The organism is Yersinia entomophaga (assembly GCF_001656035.1).
GTDB lineage: Bacteria > Pseudomonadota > Gammaproteobacteria > Enterobacterales > Enterobacteriaceae > Yersinia > Yersinia entomophaga.
In genome coordinates, this window is sequence record NZ_CP010029.1 from 1,573,674 (window position 1) to 1,591,757 (window position 18,084).

Genomic DNA, 18,084 nt, shown 5'->3' on the forward strand with positions numbered 1-18,084 from the left:
TTAAGATGAGACAAATACATTTTCTGCTGGGCGCTCTACTTCTGCCCACCGTAGTATTGGCACAAAACAGCCTGACGCCAACGCCTTTGGAGCAGCAACAGCGCGTATTAAATCAACAAAGTGAACTGCACCAACAGCAGCGAACTTTGATAAATCAACAGCAAGAACAGCGCCGCTTGCAGCAGCAATATCAATATTCGCAGGATCAGCGCCGTTTGTTACAGCCAACACCGGTGGCTCCGATTGCTCCCCCCGCCGATCCTTTCAAGCGAACGACGCCAACGGTACCGAGTATTCAGCCGGTAAAACCTGCCCAATAACGCTCAGATTCTCACGCCCATTAGTGTTAAAATCAGCGGCGTAGTTATTGCAGCCAACGCGGTAGACATCACTAAACTGGCAGCGGCCGGGCCGGTCAATGCGTTAAATTGTCGCGACATCAGATACACGTTGACTCCGGTCGCCATCGAGCCAAGCAATACCACCACCTGAGTTTCCAGCGGTGGTAAGCCCATGGCCCATGCTAGAACCCACACCGCCAATGGCTGAACGATCAGCTTCAGAAAACACATCGCACTGCTGATACGCCAGCCATCGCTGACACGGTATTCCGCCAATCCCATACCCAGTACCACCAATGACAGCGGCGGCGCAACCTGCCCCAACATACTGACCGGCTGATCGATCATCGGCGGCAATTTCCATCCTGTCAGACTGAATAAAGTGCCGGAGATAATGCCAATAATCAGCGGGTTGGTTAAAACACTGCGCGCGGTCTTGGCAAAGCCTTGCACCGTCAGCGAACCGTTACGCGCCCATTCCACCGACACCGTGACTAACGTCCATAAAATCAGACCGTTAAACACTAAAACCAACGCCACCGCTGGAATAGATTCTTCCCCCAGCATCAAAGTGGCTATGGGTAAACCCAGCATCACGTTATTGGAAAATATGCCGCCCAAAGCGAATACCGAGCCGGAAACACCGTCCAACTTGAATACCCGCCGGCCAATGATTCGCCCAAGAATAAACACCAACAGACAACTGCCGAAAAAGGCGATTAGCAGGCGCGCGTCTACCGCAGGCCGATCGGCAAAATTACTCATCATCCGGAATAGCATGGCCGGTAAAGCGAGGGAAAAAACGAAGCGCGTCAGGCCATCGGTAATGTTTGACGTCCATTTTCCGATTCTGACCAACCCATATCCCAGAACCAACAATACAAATAACGGCATAGACAACAAGATCTGATGCCAGAGGGAAAAGATAAAGGCGGGCATGAATAATATTCCTGTCGCGGGTTAGGGTCAGCCCGCCTGATAACGGAGGCTGACCTAATACCAACAGGAGTCTGACGGGTCAGCGTTCGGCAAAATCCACTGCGATCAAATCTATACGGTCGGTGCAGATACAGTCAACGCCCCAATCTAACAATACCCGCGCCCGCTCCGGCTTATTCACCGTATACACCAAAATATGCAATCCGGCGGCTTTCAATAGCGCCACGCGCTCCGCCGTCAGCTGTTTATGATTAATATGCAAAGATACGCAGTTCAGACGCCGCGTCAGCTCAAACCAGTTTTCATCCCATTCGTCCAGTAACAGCCCGCGTGGCAGTTCTGGGGCCGCTTCCTGCGCCGCTTCCTGCGCGGTAACAGAAAAAGAGGAAAGCAACGGAGGAATAGCCTGACCTTCCCACAACAACCGAGCCGCCAGCGCAACGACGCGGCCAGTGTAAGCTTCTACGCCGGTGGTGGGTTTTATTTCGATATTCGCCGCCATACCGTGCTCAGCGCAGCGCGCCGCCACTTCAGACAGCAAAGGCAGCCGCTCATCCTTAAACGCTGAGCTAAACCAATTACCGGCATCGAGTTGAACCAATTTATCCCAGGGCAAATCCCCCGCAACGCCCCAGCCGTTGCTGGTGCGCTCCAGCGTATCGTCATGGAGTAAAAATATCTGGCCGTCCTGAGAAAGTTTGGCGTCAAACTCAATCATTTTGTGGCCATGGCGCGCGCCGACGTCAATGGCCGCCAGCGTATTCTCTGGAGCCAGTGAACCACCGCCGCGATGAGCAACAATGGGAGGATAAGGCCAGTTTATATTCATCATTCCATCCGTAATCCGCTTTCGGTATCAAAAAAATGCAGCGCTTGCGCGGGCAGCGTGACATATAAGGTACTGCCCACATCTGGCATATTCTCATGGGAAAGACGAGCAATCACACCCTGTCCATCCCAGCGTCCATGAGCCAGATTATCCGCCCCTAGCAATTCCAGCGTTAGCAAGTTTAGCGCTACTCCGCCCTGCTCTAACGTACTGAGTTGAATATGCTCTGGTCGGATACCCAAGGTCAACCGCCGATCCGCCCATTCCGGTTTAGCATGCTCAAGCGGGATACAAGTTCCGTCGTTCAGTAAAAACTGCTCGCCGTTGGCGCTAACGCTGCCCGCTAACAAATTCATCGCCGGAGAACCAATAAAACTGGCGACAAACAGGCTGGCCGGCCGCTTATACACTTCGCTCGGCGTACCGATTTGTTCCGCTACGCCTTTATTCATCACAATGACCCGCTCGGCCAACGTCATAGCCTCTACCTGATCGTGAGTGACATATAAACTGGTGGTTTTTAATCGACGATGCAATTGCTGTAGCTCCAGACGCATTTGTACCCGCAGCTTGGCATCCAGATTCGACAATGGCTCATCGAAAAGAAAAACCGCAGGTTCCCGCACGATAGCTCGCCCCATCGCCACGCGCTGGCGCTGTCCGCCGGATAATTCGCGGGGTTTGCGTTGCAACAGCGGTTCCAACTCCAGGATTCGCGCCGCTTCGTCTACCCGCTGGCGTATTTGCTCTTTGCCAAATCCGCGGATTTTCAGGCCGTAAGCCATATTGTCGTAGACGCTCATATGGGGATAAAGAGCATAGTTTTGGAATACCATAGCGATACCGCGATCTTTGGGTTCCAGATTAGTCACCCGACGATTATCAATATAAATATCGCCGCTGGTGGTCGCCTCCAGCCCGGCAACCATTCGTAGCAAAGTGGATTTTCCGCAGCCGGAAGGGCCAACCATCACGATAAATTCGCCGTCGGCGACGTCTAGATCGATGGTTTTGATCACCGGCGTCACACCGTCATAGGATTTACTTACTGCCTGAAGCTTTAAACATGCCATATCAGATCACTTCTCACTGTCTACCAGACCGCGCACAAACCAGCGCTGCATCAGAAGAACCACCGCAACCGGTGGAATTAACGTCAGAATCATGGCCGCCATCACCTGATTCCATTGGGTCGGCGCGCCCGAACTGGAGATCATGCTGCGGATACCGGCTACGGCAGTGCCCATCGAGGCATCGCTGGTAATCAATATCGGCCACAGATACTGATTCCAGCCGTAGATAAAGGTAATAACGAACAGCGCCGCCAGATTGGTTTTTGACAGCGGCAATACGATGTCCCAGAAAAATCGCATCGCACCGGCGCCATCAATGCGCGCCGCTTCCAGCAGTTCATCCGGCAAAGTCATAAAGAATTGGCGAAACAGGAAGGTGGCCGTCGCGGAAGCCATTAGCGGCAGCGTTAATCCGGTGTAACTGTCCAACATATTCAGGTTGGCGATCACCTGAATAGTCGGAAAGATTCGCACTTCCACCGGCAGCATTAGGGTGAGAAAAATCAGCCAGAAAAACAGATTGCGCAGCGGGAAACGGAAATAAACGATGGCGTAGGCGGAGAGAATCGACACCGTAATTTTCCCAACGGTAATGGCAAATGCCATCACAAAACTGTTAAACAGCATCAGCCCAAAGGGAGTGCCGTTGCTGCCCACGCCCCCGTGCCAGATATTGCTGATGTTTTGCCACAAATGAGAGCCAGGAACCAGCGTTATCGGCACCTGAAACACCTGTTGGTCATCCAGAGAAGCGGCAACAAAAGCGACATACAGCGGGAATAAAATCAGCAGCACGCCAATAATCAGCATCACATGGCAGAAAATATCCAGCCCTCGGCGGTTCTCAATCATTGGTAACGCACCTTACGTTCAACAAAGCGGAACTGAATCACCGTTAAACCTATCACCAATAGCATTAACACTACGGATTGAGCGGCGGAGCTGGAGAGATCCAACCCGGCGAAACCTTCGCGATAGATTTTATAAATCAATGTAGTCGTGGACTGCACTGGGCCACCGCCGGTAGCGGCATCAATAACGGGGAATGTATCGAAAAAGGCATATACCAGATTGACCACCAGCAGGAAAAAACTCACAGGGGAAATCAACGGCAGCACAATATTAAAGAAGCGCCTAACCGGCCCTGCGCCATCAATCGCCGCGGCCTCAACCAGTGAACGAGGAATGGACTGTAATGCCGCAAGGAAAAACAAAAAGTTATAGCTGATTTGCTTCCAAACTGAGGCCAGTACCACTAAAAACATCGCCTGACCGCTATTTTGGGCATGATTCCAGCTGTAGCCCAACAGCCCAAGAAAGTGAGTAATCAACCCAAGTCCGGGGCTAAACAGGAAAATCCACAGCACCGCAGCGACCGCAGGAGCAACCGCGTAAGGCAAAATAAGCAGCGTTTGATAAATACGGCTGCCGCGCAGGACGTAATCCACCAAAGCGGCAAAAAACAGCGAAACGGCCAGACCGATTCCAGCCACTAATCCACTGAAAATCAGAGTGGTATAGAAAGAGGCCAGATAGTATTCGTCCTGAAATAGCTGGCTAAAATTGCTTAGCCCGACAAACTCACTGGAAAGTCCGAAAGGATCGAGAGACTGAACCGAATACCACAGCGCTTCTACCGCGGGCCACAGGAAGAAAATGGCGGTAATCAATAACTGCGGCAGTACCAACAAATAAGGTAGCCAACTACAGGAAAAACCGGGGCGGGACGTACTCATAACCGATTAACTCTTTGCAATGTTGAACTCTTCACACCACGCTCGCGGATAACCCTATGCAGCTATCCGCGAGGCGGTGTTCTCCGGTTTATCACCGAAGAATTAAATTACTTATTGGCTTGTTCGAAGCGGCGTAGCAGCACGTCACCGCGTTTTACCGCGTTGTCTAACGCTTCCTGCGGCGTCTTCTTACCTGTCCATACGCTTTCCAGTTCCTCATCAACCAGGGTACGGATTTGCGGCATGTTGCCCAGACGCAGACCTTTGGTATAAGGCAACGGCGGCTTGTTCAACATTTGGCGTGTGGCAACGTCTGCCCCCGAATTCTTATCGTAGAAGCCCTGTTGTCTGGTCAGTTCGTAGGCGGCGGTGGTAATCGGCAGATAGCCGGTTTTCTGATGCCATTCTGCGGCAATTTCCGGCTGTACCAGGAATTGCAGGAATTCGGCTACGCCTTTGTAAGTTTCTGGATTTTTGCCATTCATGACCCACAAACTGGCTCCGCCGATAATGGCGTTCTGCGGCGCATTTTTAGCATCGGCGTCGTAAGGCATCATGCCCACACCGTAATTGAATTTTGCGTAGTGACGAATATCCGCCAGCGAACCGGAGGAGGCAGTAGTCATAGCGCAGTCGCCGTTATAGAACTTGGCGGTAGATTCATCTTTACGGCCAAAATAGGTGAAATCACCTTTCTTATTCATATCAGACAGCAGCTGGATATGTTTGACCTGTAGGGATTTGTTGAACTCAAGAACCGCATCCATGCCGTCAAAACCGTTATTTTTGCTGGCGATCGGCTGACCGTGCCAAGCGCTGAAGTTTTCAATCTGGATCCAGCCTTGCCAGCCGCTGGCGTAACCGCAGGTCATACCGGCTGCGCGTAATTTCTCAGTATCTGCCGCCAGTTCCTGCCAGGTTTTTGGCGGCTGATCCGGGTTCAGACCGGCTTTTTTAAACGCATCTTTGTTGTAATACAGCACCGGCGTTGAGCTGTTAAACGGCTGGGATAATAAGTGGCCGGTTTTAGCGTCAGTGTAATAACCCGCGACCGTAGGAACGAACACCGACTCATCAAAATTCACACCGGACTCTTTAAATACTTCAAAGACCGGTTTTATCGCTTTACTGGCCATCATGGTAGCGGTGCCGACTTCATAAACCTGCAAAATTGCTGGCGCCTTACCCGAACGGTATGCGGCAATCCCCGCGGCAAGATTCTGCTCGTAATTACCTTTATACACAGGGACAATTTTATAGTCGGGATGAGCCTGATTAAAACGCTGGGCTAGAGAATCAACCTCTTTACCTAGCTCCCCTTCCATAGAGTGCCAAAAAGGTATTTCTGTCGCTGCGAGCGCATTGGCACTCAATGCCAAAGTGAGCGCAGCGCCAATAGCGGTTTTACGGAGAGTCTGATAGAACATGTCTAGCCCCTGAATCAATAAGTATGGCCCGCGCGTATAATGAATAAAGGGTCACGCGTGAGCGAAATAAATCAGTTTTTGTTCGAAAGCAAACATGACATCGATTAGTGACAGAAAAATAATATTTTTATGACAATGAAGCGACAAAGAAATGACAAAATAAAAACAATTATCGACAAATAAACAAATTAGCCAACAGTAATATATTTAAATGAAAGTAACGGCACGTCATTAATTGAAAATAATTAAATAATAAAAATCTATGTATAATAAATTCGAAATCAAATCAAAAAATGAAAATAAAAAATAAGATAAAGAAACAATATGTCGCCTTGAGGAAAAGATATTAATTATGCTAGTGTTTGTCCCGCACAGAGTTAACGGCTTTCATTTAAATCATCAATAAAACACCGTTATAAACTCTGCATAAGGAAATTCAATGTTATATTATAATACAAGGAATTAATAATGAAAAAATTAACCCTATCCGCCTTAATGTTTGCTGCTTTAACCAGTTTCACTGCCTATGCCGATTACACTCAACAGAATATAGATATAGATGCAGAAATCACCGATTTCGTGTCTTTAGTTGATTCACGCAATGCAAAGCTGAGTAGCATAACGTTAACTCGCAATCTAAACGACTATAACAACCCCGTTTATTCATCAACTCAAACTGTTCAGCTTAGAAGTGCAAACCCAGCCGATACCGGGGTTAGCATTTATCTGGAAAGCGAGCCAACGTTAATAGCTAACGAGGGTGCCCAAAATGAAAAAAGATTTACAGATCTCAGGGTAAACCTCGATGGTCTTGAATTAGAAGTAGGTGTGGGGCAGGCAACTATATTTAATAAGGATGTCGATCTTGACCTGATCGTTAACGCAACGGTTCCTCAGAATGCTGCAACAGGTGAAAGATATACCGGCGTTATCCCGCTAATGCTGGAATCTGCTGCTTAACCGACGGTTAATTAGTCTCTAGTGTTAATATTAAATAGCGGAGATTTCTTCTCCGCTATTTAAAAATGAAATGGAAATTATCACCATGAATAATGGAATGGAATCCAATGGTATTAATCGCCAGTCGGATATTCAGTGGGATTATTTTATTTAATCTTATGACGATGCCTTTTTATGCTTGTAGCAAAGTGCTGATCGAACATTTACCGCCGCCGGGATTTACAGCTATAGATGAAGATTCATCGAAAAGTTTATTGGGCTTGGTGAATGGGAAACATCTACCTGCGCCGCTTCATTACTCATCTCAATCAAAAGAGATTTCTTTCGATAAAGAAATTTTCTTAAATAACGGTATCAGCCATGAAACCATTTCAGTATTAGATAAATTGCTCCCACAGATTGCCTATAATGAATGTAAATCAGGGTGCGATTATTTATTATCCGGTTATCGGGTTACATTGGATAAAGTAAACAATCTATTAATAATTAGAGATAAATCCCTTGATTATTTGATGCCCTCAACCACTTGGGGAATGGTTCATAACCAATCACTGAATTTACGTGTGGCAGACAATCATTATCGCGCCATATCGGCCAATGGTCAGGGTTATATCGGCCTTCCCTTTCAATCCTTTGGATACCTGAGCTGGTTTTATAATAAAACCGCCAATGTACAACAAATGTGGCATCAGGGTGAAACACACAAAGGGATCGGGCAAAGCTGGTATTTGCAAAAGAATTTCTCTTCGCTGTATTTACGCGCTGGCCGAAAGAATCATCTGGATAACGGTGCGGCCAGAGTCCAAACCCTGATCTCGCCTGGACTCGATCGGTTTGTCACTTTCGGAAGCCAAAGTTATATGGCGGAGAAAACCACTTCCGCAGGAACATTGATTTTGTACGCCGCTCAGCCGGGAGATTTCGATATTTACCGTGACGATCAGTTTATCCGCCGCTTCCCCGCTCAGTTAGGGCGTAATGAAATCAGCTACAACCAATTACCGTCAGGCTATTACAACGCCGATATTCGTTTAATCGATCGTTCTGGCCGCGAAATTAGCCGGGAAACTATGCCGATCGCCAATATCAGTTTTGGTGGTAATAGCGGTTGGTTTGCCACTTTCGGTCAATCTCAACCCACAAAATTTAAAGAAAAAAATCCCCCAACGGCTTATCTGTTACAGCTGGGGCGCAGCTTTCTCACTCCGTGGTTTAATTCTAATCTCAGCTTGTTGATGGATAACGATAAACACTGGGCTGTAGACGGCAATATCTCGCGGCCAATGTTTCTGTGGAGTATGGATATCGCTCCGACGCTAGGCCTGATGAGCGGCGAGCAGGGTTTTGGTGGCTACCTACGGCTGAGCGGTGGTAATAAAACGCTGGGACGCTGGTCAATTTCCCGCTATCAAACACCGGATGTTTCCCGCTATACCTCAATGGGAAGCAGCAGCGCATTTTCTTATGGTCGCCATTTTGGCCCAACGGCTCTGAGCTACAATTTTAATCAATCGGCGAATCGCTCTCAGCATCGCCTGCAAAGTGATTGGCACTGGCAACGACCTCAGTATCGTATTAATTTTTCGATAGGCGCCAAGAAAGAGTGGCGAAATAACCGCGCCAATGACTACGGCCTGTTTTTCAACGCCAGATTAATGCTCCAGCAACATAATATTCGCCTGACCAGTATTTATGCCAATAAGCAGTTAACCAACGGTATTGATTATGATCATTACCGCCAAAATGATGACGGCGGCTCCGGTTTAAGCCTCAATAGTACCCTGAGTGGCAAAAACCATAGTATGAGCAGCACAGTATCCCGGCAGGGCTCCCGAGGTAATTTGTCCATCGATGTGGGAGCGAACAATCAAACCATGTTCGGCGGCCTTCGTTACAGCGGTATGTTCGCGGCCAATACTCAGGGGATTGCTTTGGGGCCAGCCGGCTCCGGTGGCGGAGCCATGCTGGTCACCACGCCGGAAATTGGCGCGCCTTATAGCTTTAGAGTTCAAGGTCAACCGGTCACCGGCGGCAGTACGACCGCTATACCCGTGCCGCTTTATAACCACCAGAGCTTTGCCGACATTCAAACCAGCCGCAGTGATATGGATATGCATATTAATCTGCCGGTCAACATAATGCATGCTCATCCGGGGCAGGTTTTCTCGGCCAAAGCCGATATTCAACTCACTCTGCTATACAACGGTTTCTTTAGAACCCAGGAAAACCAGCCGGTCTCCGGCACCATTGTCGAAACCGGCGATGAGGTTCATCCCAACGGCCTGTTCTCTATTTCTTCTGGAAAAGTATTGAAATACATCAAGGTGAAAAATGAAACCGGCAGTTTTCTGTGTGATTTAAGCCAACAACGTAACCATTACTATCTTTGCCACCCAAACTAGCCATTGGTTTCATAATTATGGCCGGCTTCATGAATAAGGAAATAACGATGCCTCGATATTTATCACTCTCCCTACTCTTGCTTTTATCTGCTAGCAATAATCTGGCCTTTGCTAATCTCATCGCAGACCCAACGCGCGTGACTGTTGAAGGAATACAGAAATCACAGAAGATCCGGGTCTTTAACAGTGGTGATAATCCACTGTTCTTGGAGGTTTCTTTGGTCAAAGTGGAGAACCCCGGCGAGGCTAAAGAAATAAAAACGCCGATTGGGGAAATTAAACATCCAGAGATGATTTTTAATCCAACCCGCGTCACCCTGGCTCCCAATCAGGAACGCGAGGTTTCCATTATCCCGCTCAAGAGCCCTCAGCAGGAAACGCTTTATCGGCTGTATCTCAAACCGGTACACAACCTGAAAGCTGCCAGCCATTCGACAGAGCCAGCAAAAGATATCAGTGCTCCAATGGTTATCAGCGTGGGTTATGGCGTATTGATACACCACGTACCGGAAAAAGCGGCACAGTTGAAGGGGGAGGAGCCTTACATATGCGTTAAGGGTAACGTCCAACTCATAGCAAAAGGCAATATTCACCGCAAATTCACCGACCTAAACGATGCGTCGGCACCAAATGACAGGGGGGCTAAAAAAGAAATCATAAGCAGTAAGAATATCTATCCTGGTGTTCCTTATCTTACTCCAGTGAGAAAACTATCAGGAAAGGTGGATGGCGAGACAATTAACTATGACTGCGAATGACAGCATTCTGACCTTACTATTATCGTCAATATTAATAGCCTTACCGTTCGAAACGATCAGCGCCATTGATTTACGCCCGCACATTGTAAAAGTAGAGGCTGAGGAGACTCACATTGAGGTAATCAATACCGGGGAAAGCACCCAATACGTAGCCATTGAATTATATCGCCTGAATAACCCCGGTGTTCCGCCAGAGCAAGAGTCTTTAACTCCGCTAGGCATGATCGCCCAACCATTATTATTCGCCGCGCCAATGAAATTAACGCTGGGAGCCAATCAGAGCGGAAAAATTACGCTAAAAGCGCTCGGAAAACCGACTAAAGAGCAGGTTTATCGATTGAGCGTCATACCTAAGCAGAATCTGAAAACGCAGGGTGAATCTGGCTCAGTGATTGGCGTGCAAATCGCGTATATGGGGCTGATTCGACACCTGCCCCAAAAGCCAGAATCGCGCTGGCATCACCGCTGCGACGCAGAAGGCGTGACATTGTATAACCGGGGAAATATCCGCCAGCGCTGGCAAAATTTATCGCCCAATACCGATTTTAATCTCTATCCCAACCAACAGCGGCAGCTCAAGGGACGTGAAGTAACGGCAACAGTCGATGGGCAATCCGTTACGCTTCCCTGCAAACGTAGCGGAGAATAGGAGGTTTTATGAAGATTCACCCTGTTCAATTCGCATTATTATTTTTTACAATGTCATTTCCGGCGATAGCTGCCAATTCTATTCCCATTGGGGATATTGATGTCAGCGTGGAAATAACCGAACAACCAAAAATCATTATTGAGAAATGCAACGGGGAGCGGCTCAACAATATAAGTTTAAAGCGCTCTCTGAAGCCGGAAAAAAGAATCTATCACGCGCAAACCTGTGTTGCTGTAAAAGTCCGGCGTGTGAAAGGAGGGGGAGGATTCAGAGTCTGGCAACAGCAGCCACTTATTTTACAGAAATCCCAAAATAAGGACGGTGCAAATAAAGCATTCTCACCGGCAGAAGTTCGCTGGGGCGATTACTCAGCATCCTTACAAATCATTCCCGATGAAAAATCCCCCCCACTTATCTTTTACCCGACCAATAGGTTCGGGGGATGGAATACCGATACTTATACCTTAGATATTTCGGCCAAACCGCCCGTCGGAAGTCATACCGCAGGATTATATCAAGGGGTTTTAAGTTTGATTTTTGAGACGGAATCATAATATTCCTACTAAATATGCATACATCAGACAGGGAAGAATGATGAAAAAAACTGCGAATTATCGAAAATTTTGCTGCTGCGTAGGCGCGCTGGCTTTTACTTCGACAGCGGCTGTGGCTCAAATTGCCACAACAGTAACGCCGCTTTCCCATAGTTATACCAATTGTCGGATGGCGCTCAGTCTAAATAACAGATTTATTAAGATCAGTTTTCACGCCTTTGTTCATGACGTTAAATTAAAAGAAATTCTACGCGACAGGTTTAATCTAAACGAGGACATACCCATCCCAGACCAACCGGAAGCTACGGTACTAAATTTATTTTTTTTCGACGAGGAAGGTCATAAAGACTTAGTGCAATACAACATTTCAGAAAGTAGCTTAAACGGCGAACAACCCACCAGATTTGAAGACCACAACAAACTTGTCTTTACGCACGATGTGCCGTTCCAGCAACAAATGAAGATTACGCTCGAAACCCCCACCAAAGATCTAAAGTATTTGGCCGTTAATGCAACTTTGGGTTACCAGTATTCCGTCGGTGATAAAATCTATCGGTTAATTGATGAGAATGCCGTTACCTTTGGGCGCGATGGAAATACCTGCGACACAGTTAATATCCAAACGGTACAAGCTCCAGCGGCATTATATGTCGATCCTCAGTTCAAGCTGAATTCCGCCGTCTGGCAACTCAAGCCTATTGATTTATATCGGCTCAACTCACATAAAAAAAATGGGCTAACGGCTCAAATGATTTATCCCATAAGAAGTATTCTTTGCCTGAATTATCCGCCATTAGGAATAGATAATCCGAGCTATACCATAACGGCTACCGGCAAAAATCCCACGCAGTCGAATAACCATTTTAGCCTGATGAAAGACTCCGATAAGCAGATCCACTATGCGGTTGAGCTAGAGGATAACACTGGCTCCAGCTTTACACTGCCCGGTTCCTACACCATAAATCTCAAACAACAAACTCCAACGGGAGGCGGCTGGAGGAAAAAAATCTGCTGGTCACCAAGAATCACGCTATTCCCGACTGACAGTACCGAACAGGGCCTTTATTCCGATACATTGTCTTTTACTATTACGCCGCACTCTTGACCGACGAGCGTCTAAACTGAGCGAAAAAGGCTCGATAAAACCGAGCCTTCGAAGGAATTATCCCCCCAGATAAGCCGAACGTACCGCTTCATTGGCTAATAAAGCTGCACCGGTATCTTCCAGTACGATGCGCCCGTTTTCCAACACATAGCCTCTATCCGCCAGCTTTAAAGCCTGATTCGCGTTCTGCTCTACCAGGAAGATAGTCATGCCTTCCTCACGAAGTTGCTGAATAGTATCGAAGATCTGCAAAATAATAATCGGCGCCAATCCCAGAGAAGGTTCATCCAGCAATAACAACTTGGGCTGACTCATTAAGGCGCGCCCGATAGCCAGCATTTGCTGCTCGCCACCGGACATCGTTCCGGAGCGCTGGATTCGCCTTTCGTGCAAGCGCGGAAATAAATCATAAACACGCTCAATACGTTGCTGATACTGCTCACGGTTGGCAAAGAAGCCGCCCATCGCCAAATTTTCCTCCACCGTCATGCGAGAAAATACCCGCCGTCCTTCAGGTACGATAGCGATAGCCTCACGCATTATTCGTGCGGTTTGCCAATCGGTAATCTCCCGGTCGAGGAAATGAATAGTGCCTTCCGTGGCGCGAGGTTCGCCGCACAGCGTGCCCAACAGAGTGGTTTTCCCTGCCCCATTTGCGCCAATCAGCGTGACAATCTCACCCTGTTGAATATGCAGACTTACCTGATGCAAAGCCTGAATTTTGCCGTAGTGGGCTGAAACCTGATTCAATGACAACATATTAAGCCTCACCCACTTTATTCACCCAAATAGGCCCGGATGACATCCGGATTATTGCGAATTTCCGCCGGAGTACCCTGCGCCAACGGCGTTCCCTGATTCACCACGTAAATGCGATCGGAAATGCCCATCACCAGCTTCATATCATGTTCAATCAACAGCACCGAAACCTGATGATGATCCCGCAGTTCCATAATCAGTTGATTGAGCTCGTCAGTTTCTTTTGGATTCAAGCCAGCCGCTGGCTCATCCAGCATTAGCAGTTCCGGCCGCGTGACCATACAGCGAGCAATTTCGAGACGCCGCTGCTGACCATAAGCCAGATTTCCTGCCTGCCGATTAGCGAACGCCAGTAAACCAACTCGTTCCAGCCATGTCGCGGCACGAGACAGCGCGTCTGCTTCCGCCCGACGAAACGCCGGTGTTTTCAGCAATCCGGCAAATACGCCACTTTTTAGGTGCTGATGTTGTGCCACCAGCAGGTTTTCAATCACCGTCATTTCACGGAACAAACGCACGTGCTGGAAGGTACGAATCACCCCCATTCGGGCGATAGCCTGACCCGGTAAACCTTCGAGATGACGATCACGTAGTTGGATGCTGCCACCGGTTGGACGATAAAAACCAGTCAAGCAGTTGAAAATTGTAGTTTTTCCGGCGCCGTTTGGTCCAATCAGCGAAACAATTTCACCTTCATTTAGCGTTAGCCTAACGTTATTGACCGCCAGCAGCCCGCCAAAACGCATCGACAGCCCTTCTACCCTTAACAAAGGTTGCGCATTCATGCCTGCTCCCCCTGTTTTTCTTTCGCATCAGCTACTTTTAATTTCAGCTCTGGGCGTTTCATTGGTAACAATCCCTGTGGACGCCAAATCATCATTAACACCATCAACGCCCCCAGTAACAACATGCTGTAGGCATTCAAATCACGCATTAACTCTCGCGATACCACCAGCAGAATCGCCGCCAGAATGACTGCAAATTGCGAGCCCATACCGCCTAATACCACGATGGCGAGTACAAAAGCCGATTCGACAAAGGTAAAGGACTCTGGACTGACAAAGCCCTGACGAGCGGCAAACAGCGTTCCCGCAAAACCGGCGAAGGCTGCACTGATGGTAAAGGCGGTCAGCTTGATTTTGGTTGGGCTTAAACCCAATGAGCGACAGGCAATTTCATCTTCACGTAGCGCTTCCCACGCCCGCCCTAACGGCATACGTAACAAGCGGTTGATGATAAATAGCGTCAGTATTACCAGCAGCAGCGCTACCAGATACAGGAAAATAATACGGTCACCGGGGTCGTAAGCCAGACCGAAGAAATTATGGAAGGTATCCCAACCGCCATCTTTGGTCGTACGACTGAATTCCAGACCAAACAGAGTCGGTTTAGGGATCTGGCCGATGCCGTTAGGGCCGCCAGTGATTTCAGTATTATTCAACAGCAAAATACGAACGATTTCGCCGAAACCCAACGTGACTATGGCCAGATAATCACCCCGCAGCCGTAATACTGGGAAACCGAGCAAAAAGCCGAACGCGGCCGCCACCAGTCCTGCCAGCGGCAGACTTTCCCAAAATCCCAGACCGTAATAATGATTTAGTAGCGCGTAGGTATATGCGCCAATCGCGTAGAACCCGCCGTACCCCAGCACCAGTAAGCCAGACAAACCAACCACCACGTTCAAACCCAGGCCCAACATGATGTAAATCAGCGTTAGAGTGGCGATATCAACCGTTCCGCGCGATACCAGAAATGGCCAGACCACCGCCGCTACGATAATCAGCGCAGCCAACAGCTTTTGTCTGGTGGTTGTCGCATCAAAGCTCGGTAAAACCCAGCTTGGGCCAGAGATCTTCTTCATGCCTTGTTGCATTAACGGCCGAAATAACTGGAAGAAAAACACCACGGCACAACCAATGGCGATCCACATCCAGCGCACTTCACCCGCGCCGTGCACCACCAAACGCGTGCCGTCCAGCGCCAATTGTAGCCCCATCAGAAACGAGGCCAGCACCAGCATCACGAAAGTAGAGATAATCGCGTTGACGAAGTTAAGTTGCTTCATACTTTCTCAACCTCCGGACGGCCCAGAATTCCTGTCGGCATTACCAGCAATACGGCAATCAGCAGCGCAAATGAAACTGCGTCTTTATATTCTGTACTCAAATAAGCTGAGGTGAGCGCTTCAGCTACGCCGAGGATTAACCCGCCAATCATCGCTCCGGGGATACTCCCAATCCCCCCCAATACCGCCGCAGTAAAGGCCTTCATTCCCGCCATAAAACCGATGTAGGGGTTAATTACGCCGTAGAATTGTCCTAATAACACGCCAGCCACCGCCGCCATCACCGCGCCGATGACAAAGGTCAGGGAGATAACCCTATCGGTATTAATACCCAGCAGGCTGGCCATTTTCAGATCTTCCGCACAGGCTCGACAGGCCCGCCCCATACGGGAATAACGAATAAAAAGCGTCAGCGCCAGCATGGCGAGGAAAGTCACAATCCAGATGGTAAGCTGCATCGTGCTTATCGTTGCAGCAAAACCGTTGCTTTCAGCCAGCGTCCACTGACCAGTGACCAGACTAGGCAGAGCCAAATCTCGCGATCCTTGAGTCAGGCTGACATAGTTTTGCAAAAAGATAGACATCCCGATTGCCGAGATCAGAGCGATCAAGCGCTTAGAGCTGCGTACCGGCTTGTAGGCTACCCGTTCAATGCTCCAGCCATAGGCGCTGGCGATCACAATGGCCACAACAAAAGCCGAACCGATCAACAGCCAACTGGCGTCAATCCCAACCATCATTAGGGCGGCTATAACGATAAAAGAGACGTAACTACCGATCATATACACTTCGCCGTGGGCAAAGTTGATCATGCCGATAATGCCGTACACCATGGTGTAACCAATCGCGATCAGCGCATAAGTGCTGCCCAAGGTGACACCGTTAAACATCTGCTGCAAAAAGTAGAGAAACTGTTCTGACATAGCCTAACCCTTAATTCTCTTGCCTGGCCGCCCTTCCCACCCGCTCCATACCAATGATGGCAGGAAACATCCCCCGGAGACGGGGGATACATTGCGGGTAAAGGGGCCTGATTGCCATCACAGGCAACCTCACTGCTGAATATTTCGTGAGTGGTTATTTGACGGCGGTAGAAGAACCGTCGGCATGCCATTCAAAAATGCCGAATTCGAAACCTTTCAGGTCGCCTTTTTCATCCCAGCTTAGCGGCCCCATCACGGTTTCAACCGGCTTACCGGTTTTCAGATCTTTCACCAAATCGGCTGGCTCCTGGCTACCGCTACGTTCCATTGCTGTGGTTAGCGATTGCAATGCCGCGTAGGTAGTCCAGACGAATGGGCCGGTTGAGTCCAGTTTCTTGGCTTTCAGCGCATCGACGATAGGTTGGTTGGCAGGAACCTGATCGTAACGTTTAGGCAGCGTTACCAACATGCCTTCAGAGGCGGCGCCAGCGATATTGGAAAGCGAGGAGTTACCTACGCCTTCTGGCCCCATAAAGCGGGTGGCCAGGTTAGCCTGCTTGGCCTGACGTAAAATTTGCCCCATTTCCGGGTAGTAACCGCCGAAGTAAACGAAGTCGACGTTTTCTTTCTTCAAGCGAGCCACCAGCGTTGAGAAATCCTTATCACCCGCGGTCACGCCTTCAAACAGCACGACGTCAGTGCCCTGTTTTTTCAGGCTGTCGCGAACTGAGCGTGCCAAACCTTCACCGTATTGCTGTTTGTCATGTACTACGGCAATACGTTTTGGCTTAATAGTTTCGAGGATGTATTTCGCAGCGGTTGGCCCTTGGTCAGAATCCAGACCGGTGGTACGCAGAACCATTTTATAACCACGGGTGGTCAAATCTGCGTTAGTAGCCGCTGGGGTGATCATAATCACGCCTTCATCTTCATAAATATCTGAAGCAGGCTGTGTGGAAGAAGAACAAAGGTGGCCGATAACATAGCGAATACCATCGTTAATCACTTTGTTTGCCACGGCGACCGCTTGTTTCGGGTCACAGGCATCATCATATTCTACGCCAACCAGCTTATCGCCGTTGATCCCACCTTTGGCATTAATATCCGCAATAGCCTGACGAGCACCGGTAAATTCCATATCGCCATATTGTGCCACCGGGCCAGACATCGCACCGACGATAGCCACCTTAATATCCTTCGCTAACACCGAATGGCTCATTGCCATAACCATACAGCCCGCCAGCAACGCCTTACTTTTTGTCAATTTCATCCGCGCATTCCCCATCTGTCATTGTGAACGTACTGTTGTGTTTGCCGGGCCAATTCATCGCTACTTTTAGTTTTTATCCATAAGTAATAATGATTTAGTCTTTTATATGGCAATATTTTCTAATAAGACTTTATTTTTCAGACCATTAAACAGGAGTTTTATGCTGCAAATCAACTCAGACAAGCAGAAACAAGCGGTGCAAACAAGATAAAATAAGGTGCTATTTGTAGGGTATTTGCACAATCGATAGTGGGTTGTGCTGGTTATCATTCCATTTACTAATTTTTAACT

General features: G+C 48.6%; 18 protein-coding genes. 7 read left to right on the plus strand and 11 right to left on the minus strand.

All coding sequences use genetic code 11. The features are described from left to right. Positions 1–5: 5 nt before the first annotated feature. Entirely contained in the window at positions 6–320 is a 315-nt protein-coding gene (locus tag PL78_RS07160) for a hypothetical protein (RefSeq protein WP_064514312.1), read from the plus strand. Positions 321–323: 3 nt separating this feature from the next. Here PL78_RS07160 and PL78_RS07165 read toward each other — a convergent pair whose 3' ends face one another. From PL78_RS07165 to ugpB, 6 genes are all read right to left on the minus strand, one after another. After that, complete coding sequence (locus tag PL78_RS07165) at positions 324–1,280, minus strand: AEC family transporter (protein ID WP_064514314.1); 957 nt, start codon at positions 1,278–1,280, stop codon at positions 324–326. Between the two features lie 79 nt (positions 1,281–1,359). Beyond that, complete coding sequence (gene ugpQ / locus PL78_RS07170; protein WP_064514316.1) at positions 1,360–2,109, minus strand: glycerophosphodiester phosphodiesterase; 750 nt, start codon at positions 2,107–2,109, stop codon at positions 1,360–1,362. After that, positions 2,109–3,182, minus strand: a complete 1,074-nt coding sequence (locus PL78_RS07175) for a sn-glycerol-3-phosphate import ATP-binding protein UgpC (RefSeq protein ID WP_064514318.1) — start codon at positions 3,180–3,182, stop codon at positions 2,109–2,111. The genes ugpQ and PL78_RS07175 overlap by 1 nt, the downstream gene beginning before the upstream one ends. A gap of 6 nt (positions 3,183–3,188) precedes the next feature. Beyond that, complete coding sequence (ugpE, locus tag PL78_RS07180) at positions 3,189–4,034, minus strand: sn-glycerol-3-phosphate ABC transporter permease UgpE (RefSeq protein WP_064514319.1); 846 nt, start codon at positions 4,032–4,034, stop codon at positions 3,189–3,191. After that, positions 4,031–4,918 (minus strand): sn-glycerol-3-phosphate ABC transporter permease UgpA, encoded by an 888-nt coding sequence (ugpA, locus tag PL78_RS07185; RefSeq protein ID WP_064514321.1) that lies wholly within the window; start codon positions 4,916–4,918, stop codon positions 4,031–4,033. Before ugpA ends, ugpE begins: the two co-directional genes overlap by 4 nt. A 107-nt stretch (positions 4,919–5,025) precedes the next feature. Continuing rightward, positions 5,026–6,345 (minus strand): sn-glycerol-3-phosphate ABC transporter substrate-binding protein UgpB, encoded by a 1,320-nt coding sequence (gene ugpB, locus PL78_RS07190; RefSeq protein ID WP_064514323.1) that lies wholly within the window; start codon positions 6,343–6,345, stop codon positions 5,026–5,028. Between the two features lie 468 nt (positions 6,346–6,813). Here ugpB and PL78_RS07195 point away from each other — a divergent pair, with 468 nt between their 5' ends. The 6 genes from PL78_RS07195 to PL78_RS07220 all read left to right on the plus strand — a co-directional run bounded on the left by PL78_RS07195 (position 6,814) and on the right by PL78_RS07220 (position 12,773). Next, entirely contained in the window at positions 6,814–7,305 is a 492-nt protein-coding gene (locus tag PL78_RS07195) for a CS1 type fimbrial major subunit (RefSeq protein ID WP_064514325.1), read from the plus strand. Between the two features lie 107 nt (positions 7,306–7,412). Then, on the plus strand, positions 7,413–9,707 hold the full coding sequence (locus PL78_RS07200) for a TcfC E-set like domain-containing protein (RefSeq protein WP_235601014.1): 2,295 nt from the start codon (positions 7,413–7,415) through the stop codon (positions 9,705–9,707). Between the two features lie 47 nt (positions 9,708–9,754). Next, positions 9,755–10,465 carry a fimbria/pilus periplasmic chaperone gene (locus tag PL78_RS07205; RefSeq protein WP_064514329.1) on the plus strand — a complete coding sequence of 237 codons (711 nt, stop codon included), beginning with the start codon at positions 9,755–9,757 and terminating at the stop codon, positions 10,463–10,465. Continuing rightward, positions 10,434–11,114 (plus strand): hypothetical protein, encoded by a 681-nt coding sequence (locus PL78_RS07210; RefSeq protein ID WP_235601015.1) that lies wholly within the window; start codon positions 10,434–10,436, stop codon positions 11,112–11,114. Before PL78_RS07205 ends, PL78_RS07210 begins: the two co-directional genes overlap by 32 nt. Positions 11,115–11,122: 8 nt before the next feature. Continuing rightward, positions 11,123–11,668, plus strand: a complete 546-nt coding sequence (locus tag PL78_RS07215) for a hypothetical protein (protein WP_084414303.1) — start codon at positions 11,123–11,125, stop codon at positions 11,666–11,668. A gap of 37 nt (positions 11,669–11,705) precedes the next feature. Continuing rightward, positions 11,706–12,773: a hypothetical protein gene (locus PL78_RS07220; protein ID WP_128821856.1), complete on the plus strand. Its 1,068-nt coding sequence runs from the start codon at positions 11,706–11,708 to the stop codon at positions 12,771–12,773. Positions 12,774–12,830: 57 nt separating this feature from the next. On the opposite strand, the gene livF is transcribed toward PL78_RS07220, so the two are convergent. The 5 genes from livF to PL78_RS07245 form a co-directional block, all read right to left on the minus strand. Continuing rightward, the gene (gene livF / locus PL78_RS07225) at positions 12,831–13,532 is read right to left on the minus strand and encodes a high-affinity branched-chain amino acid ABC transporter ATP-binding protein LivF (RefSeq protein WP_064514333.1); all 702 of its coding nucleotides are present in this window, start codon (positions 13,530–13,532) and stop codon (positions 12,831–12,833) included. Positions 13,533–13,549: 17 nt separating this feature from the next. Beyond that, positions 13,550–14,317: a high-affinity branched-chain amino acid ABC transporter ATP-binding protein LivG gene (gene livG / locus PL78_RS07230; protein ID WP_064514336.1), complete on the minus strand. Its 768-nt coding sequence runs from the start codon at positions 14,315–14,317 to the stop codon at positions 13,550–13,552. Next, a complete protein-coding gene (locus PL78_RS07235) occupies positions 14,314–15,600 on the minus strand; it encodes a high-affinity branched-chain amino acid ABC transporter permease LivM (protein WP_064514337.1) in 1,287 nt (428 codons plus the stop codon). Before PL78_RS07235 ends, livG begins: the two co-directional genes overlap by 4 nt. After that, the gene (gene livH, locus PL78_RS07240; RefSeq protein WP_049600927.1) at positions 15,597–16,523 is read right to left on the minus strand and encodes a high-affinity branched-chain amino acid ABC transporter permease LivH; all 927 of its coding nucleotides are present in this window, start codon (positions 16,521–16,523) and stop codon (positions 15,597–15,599) included. Before livH ends, PL78_RS07235 begins: the two co-directional genes overlap by 4 nt. A gap of 154 nt (positions 16,524–16,677) precedes the next feature. Beyond that, positions 16,678–17,793 (minus strand): branched-chain amino acid ABC transporter substrate-binding protein, encoded by a 1,116-nt coding sequence (locus PL78_RS07245; RefSeq protein ID WP_064514339.1) that lies wholly within the window; start codon positions 17,791–17,793, stop codon positions 16,678–16,680. Between the last annotated feature and the right edge of the window lie 291 nt (positions 17,794–18,084).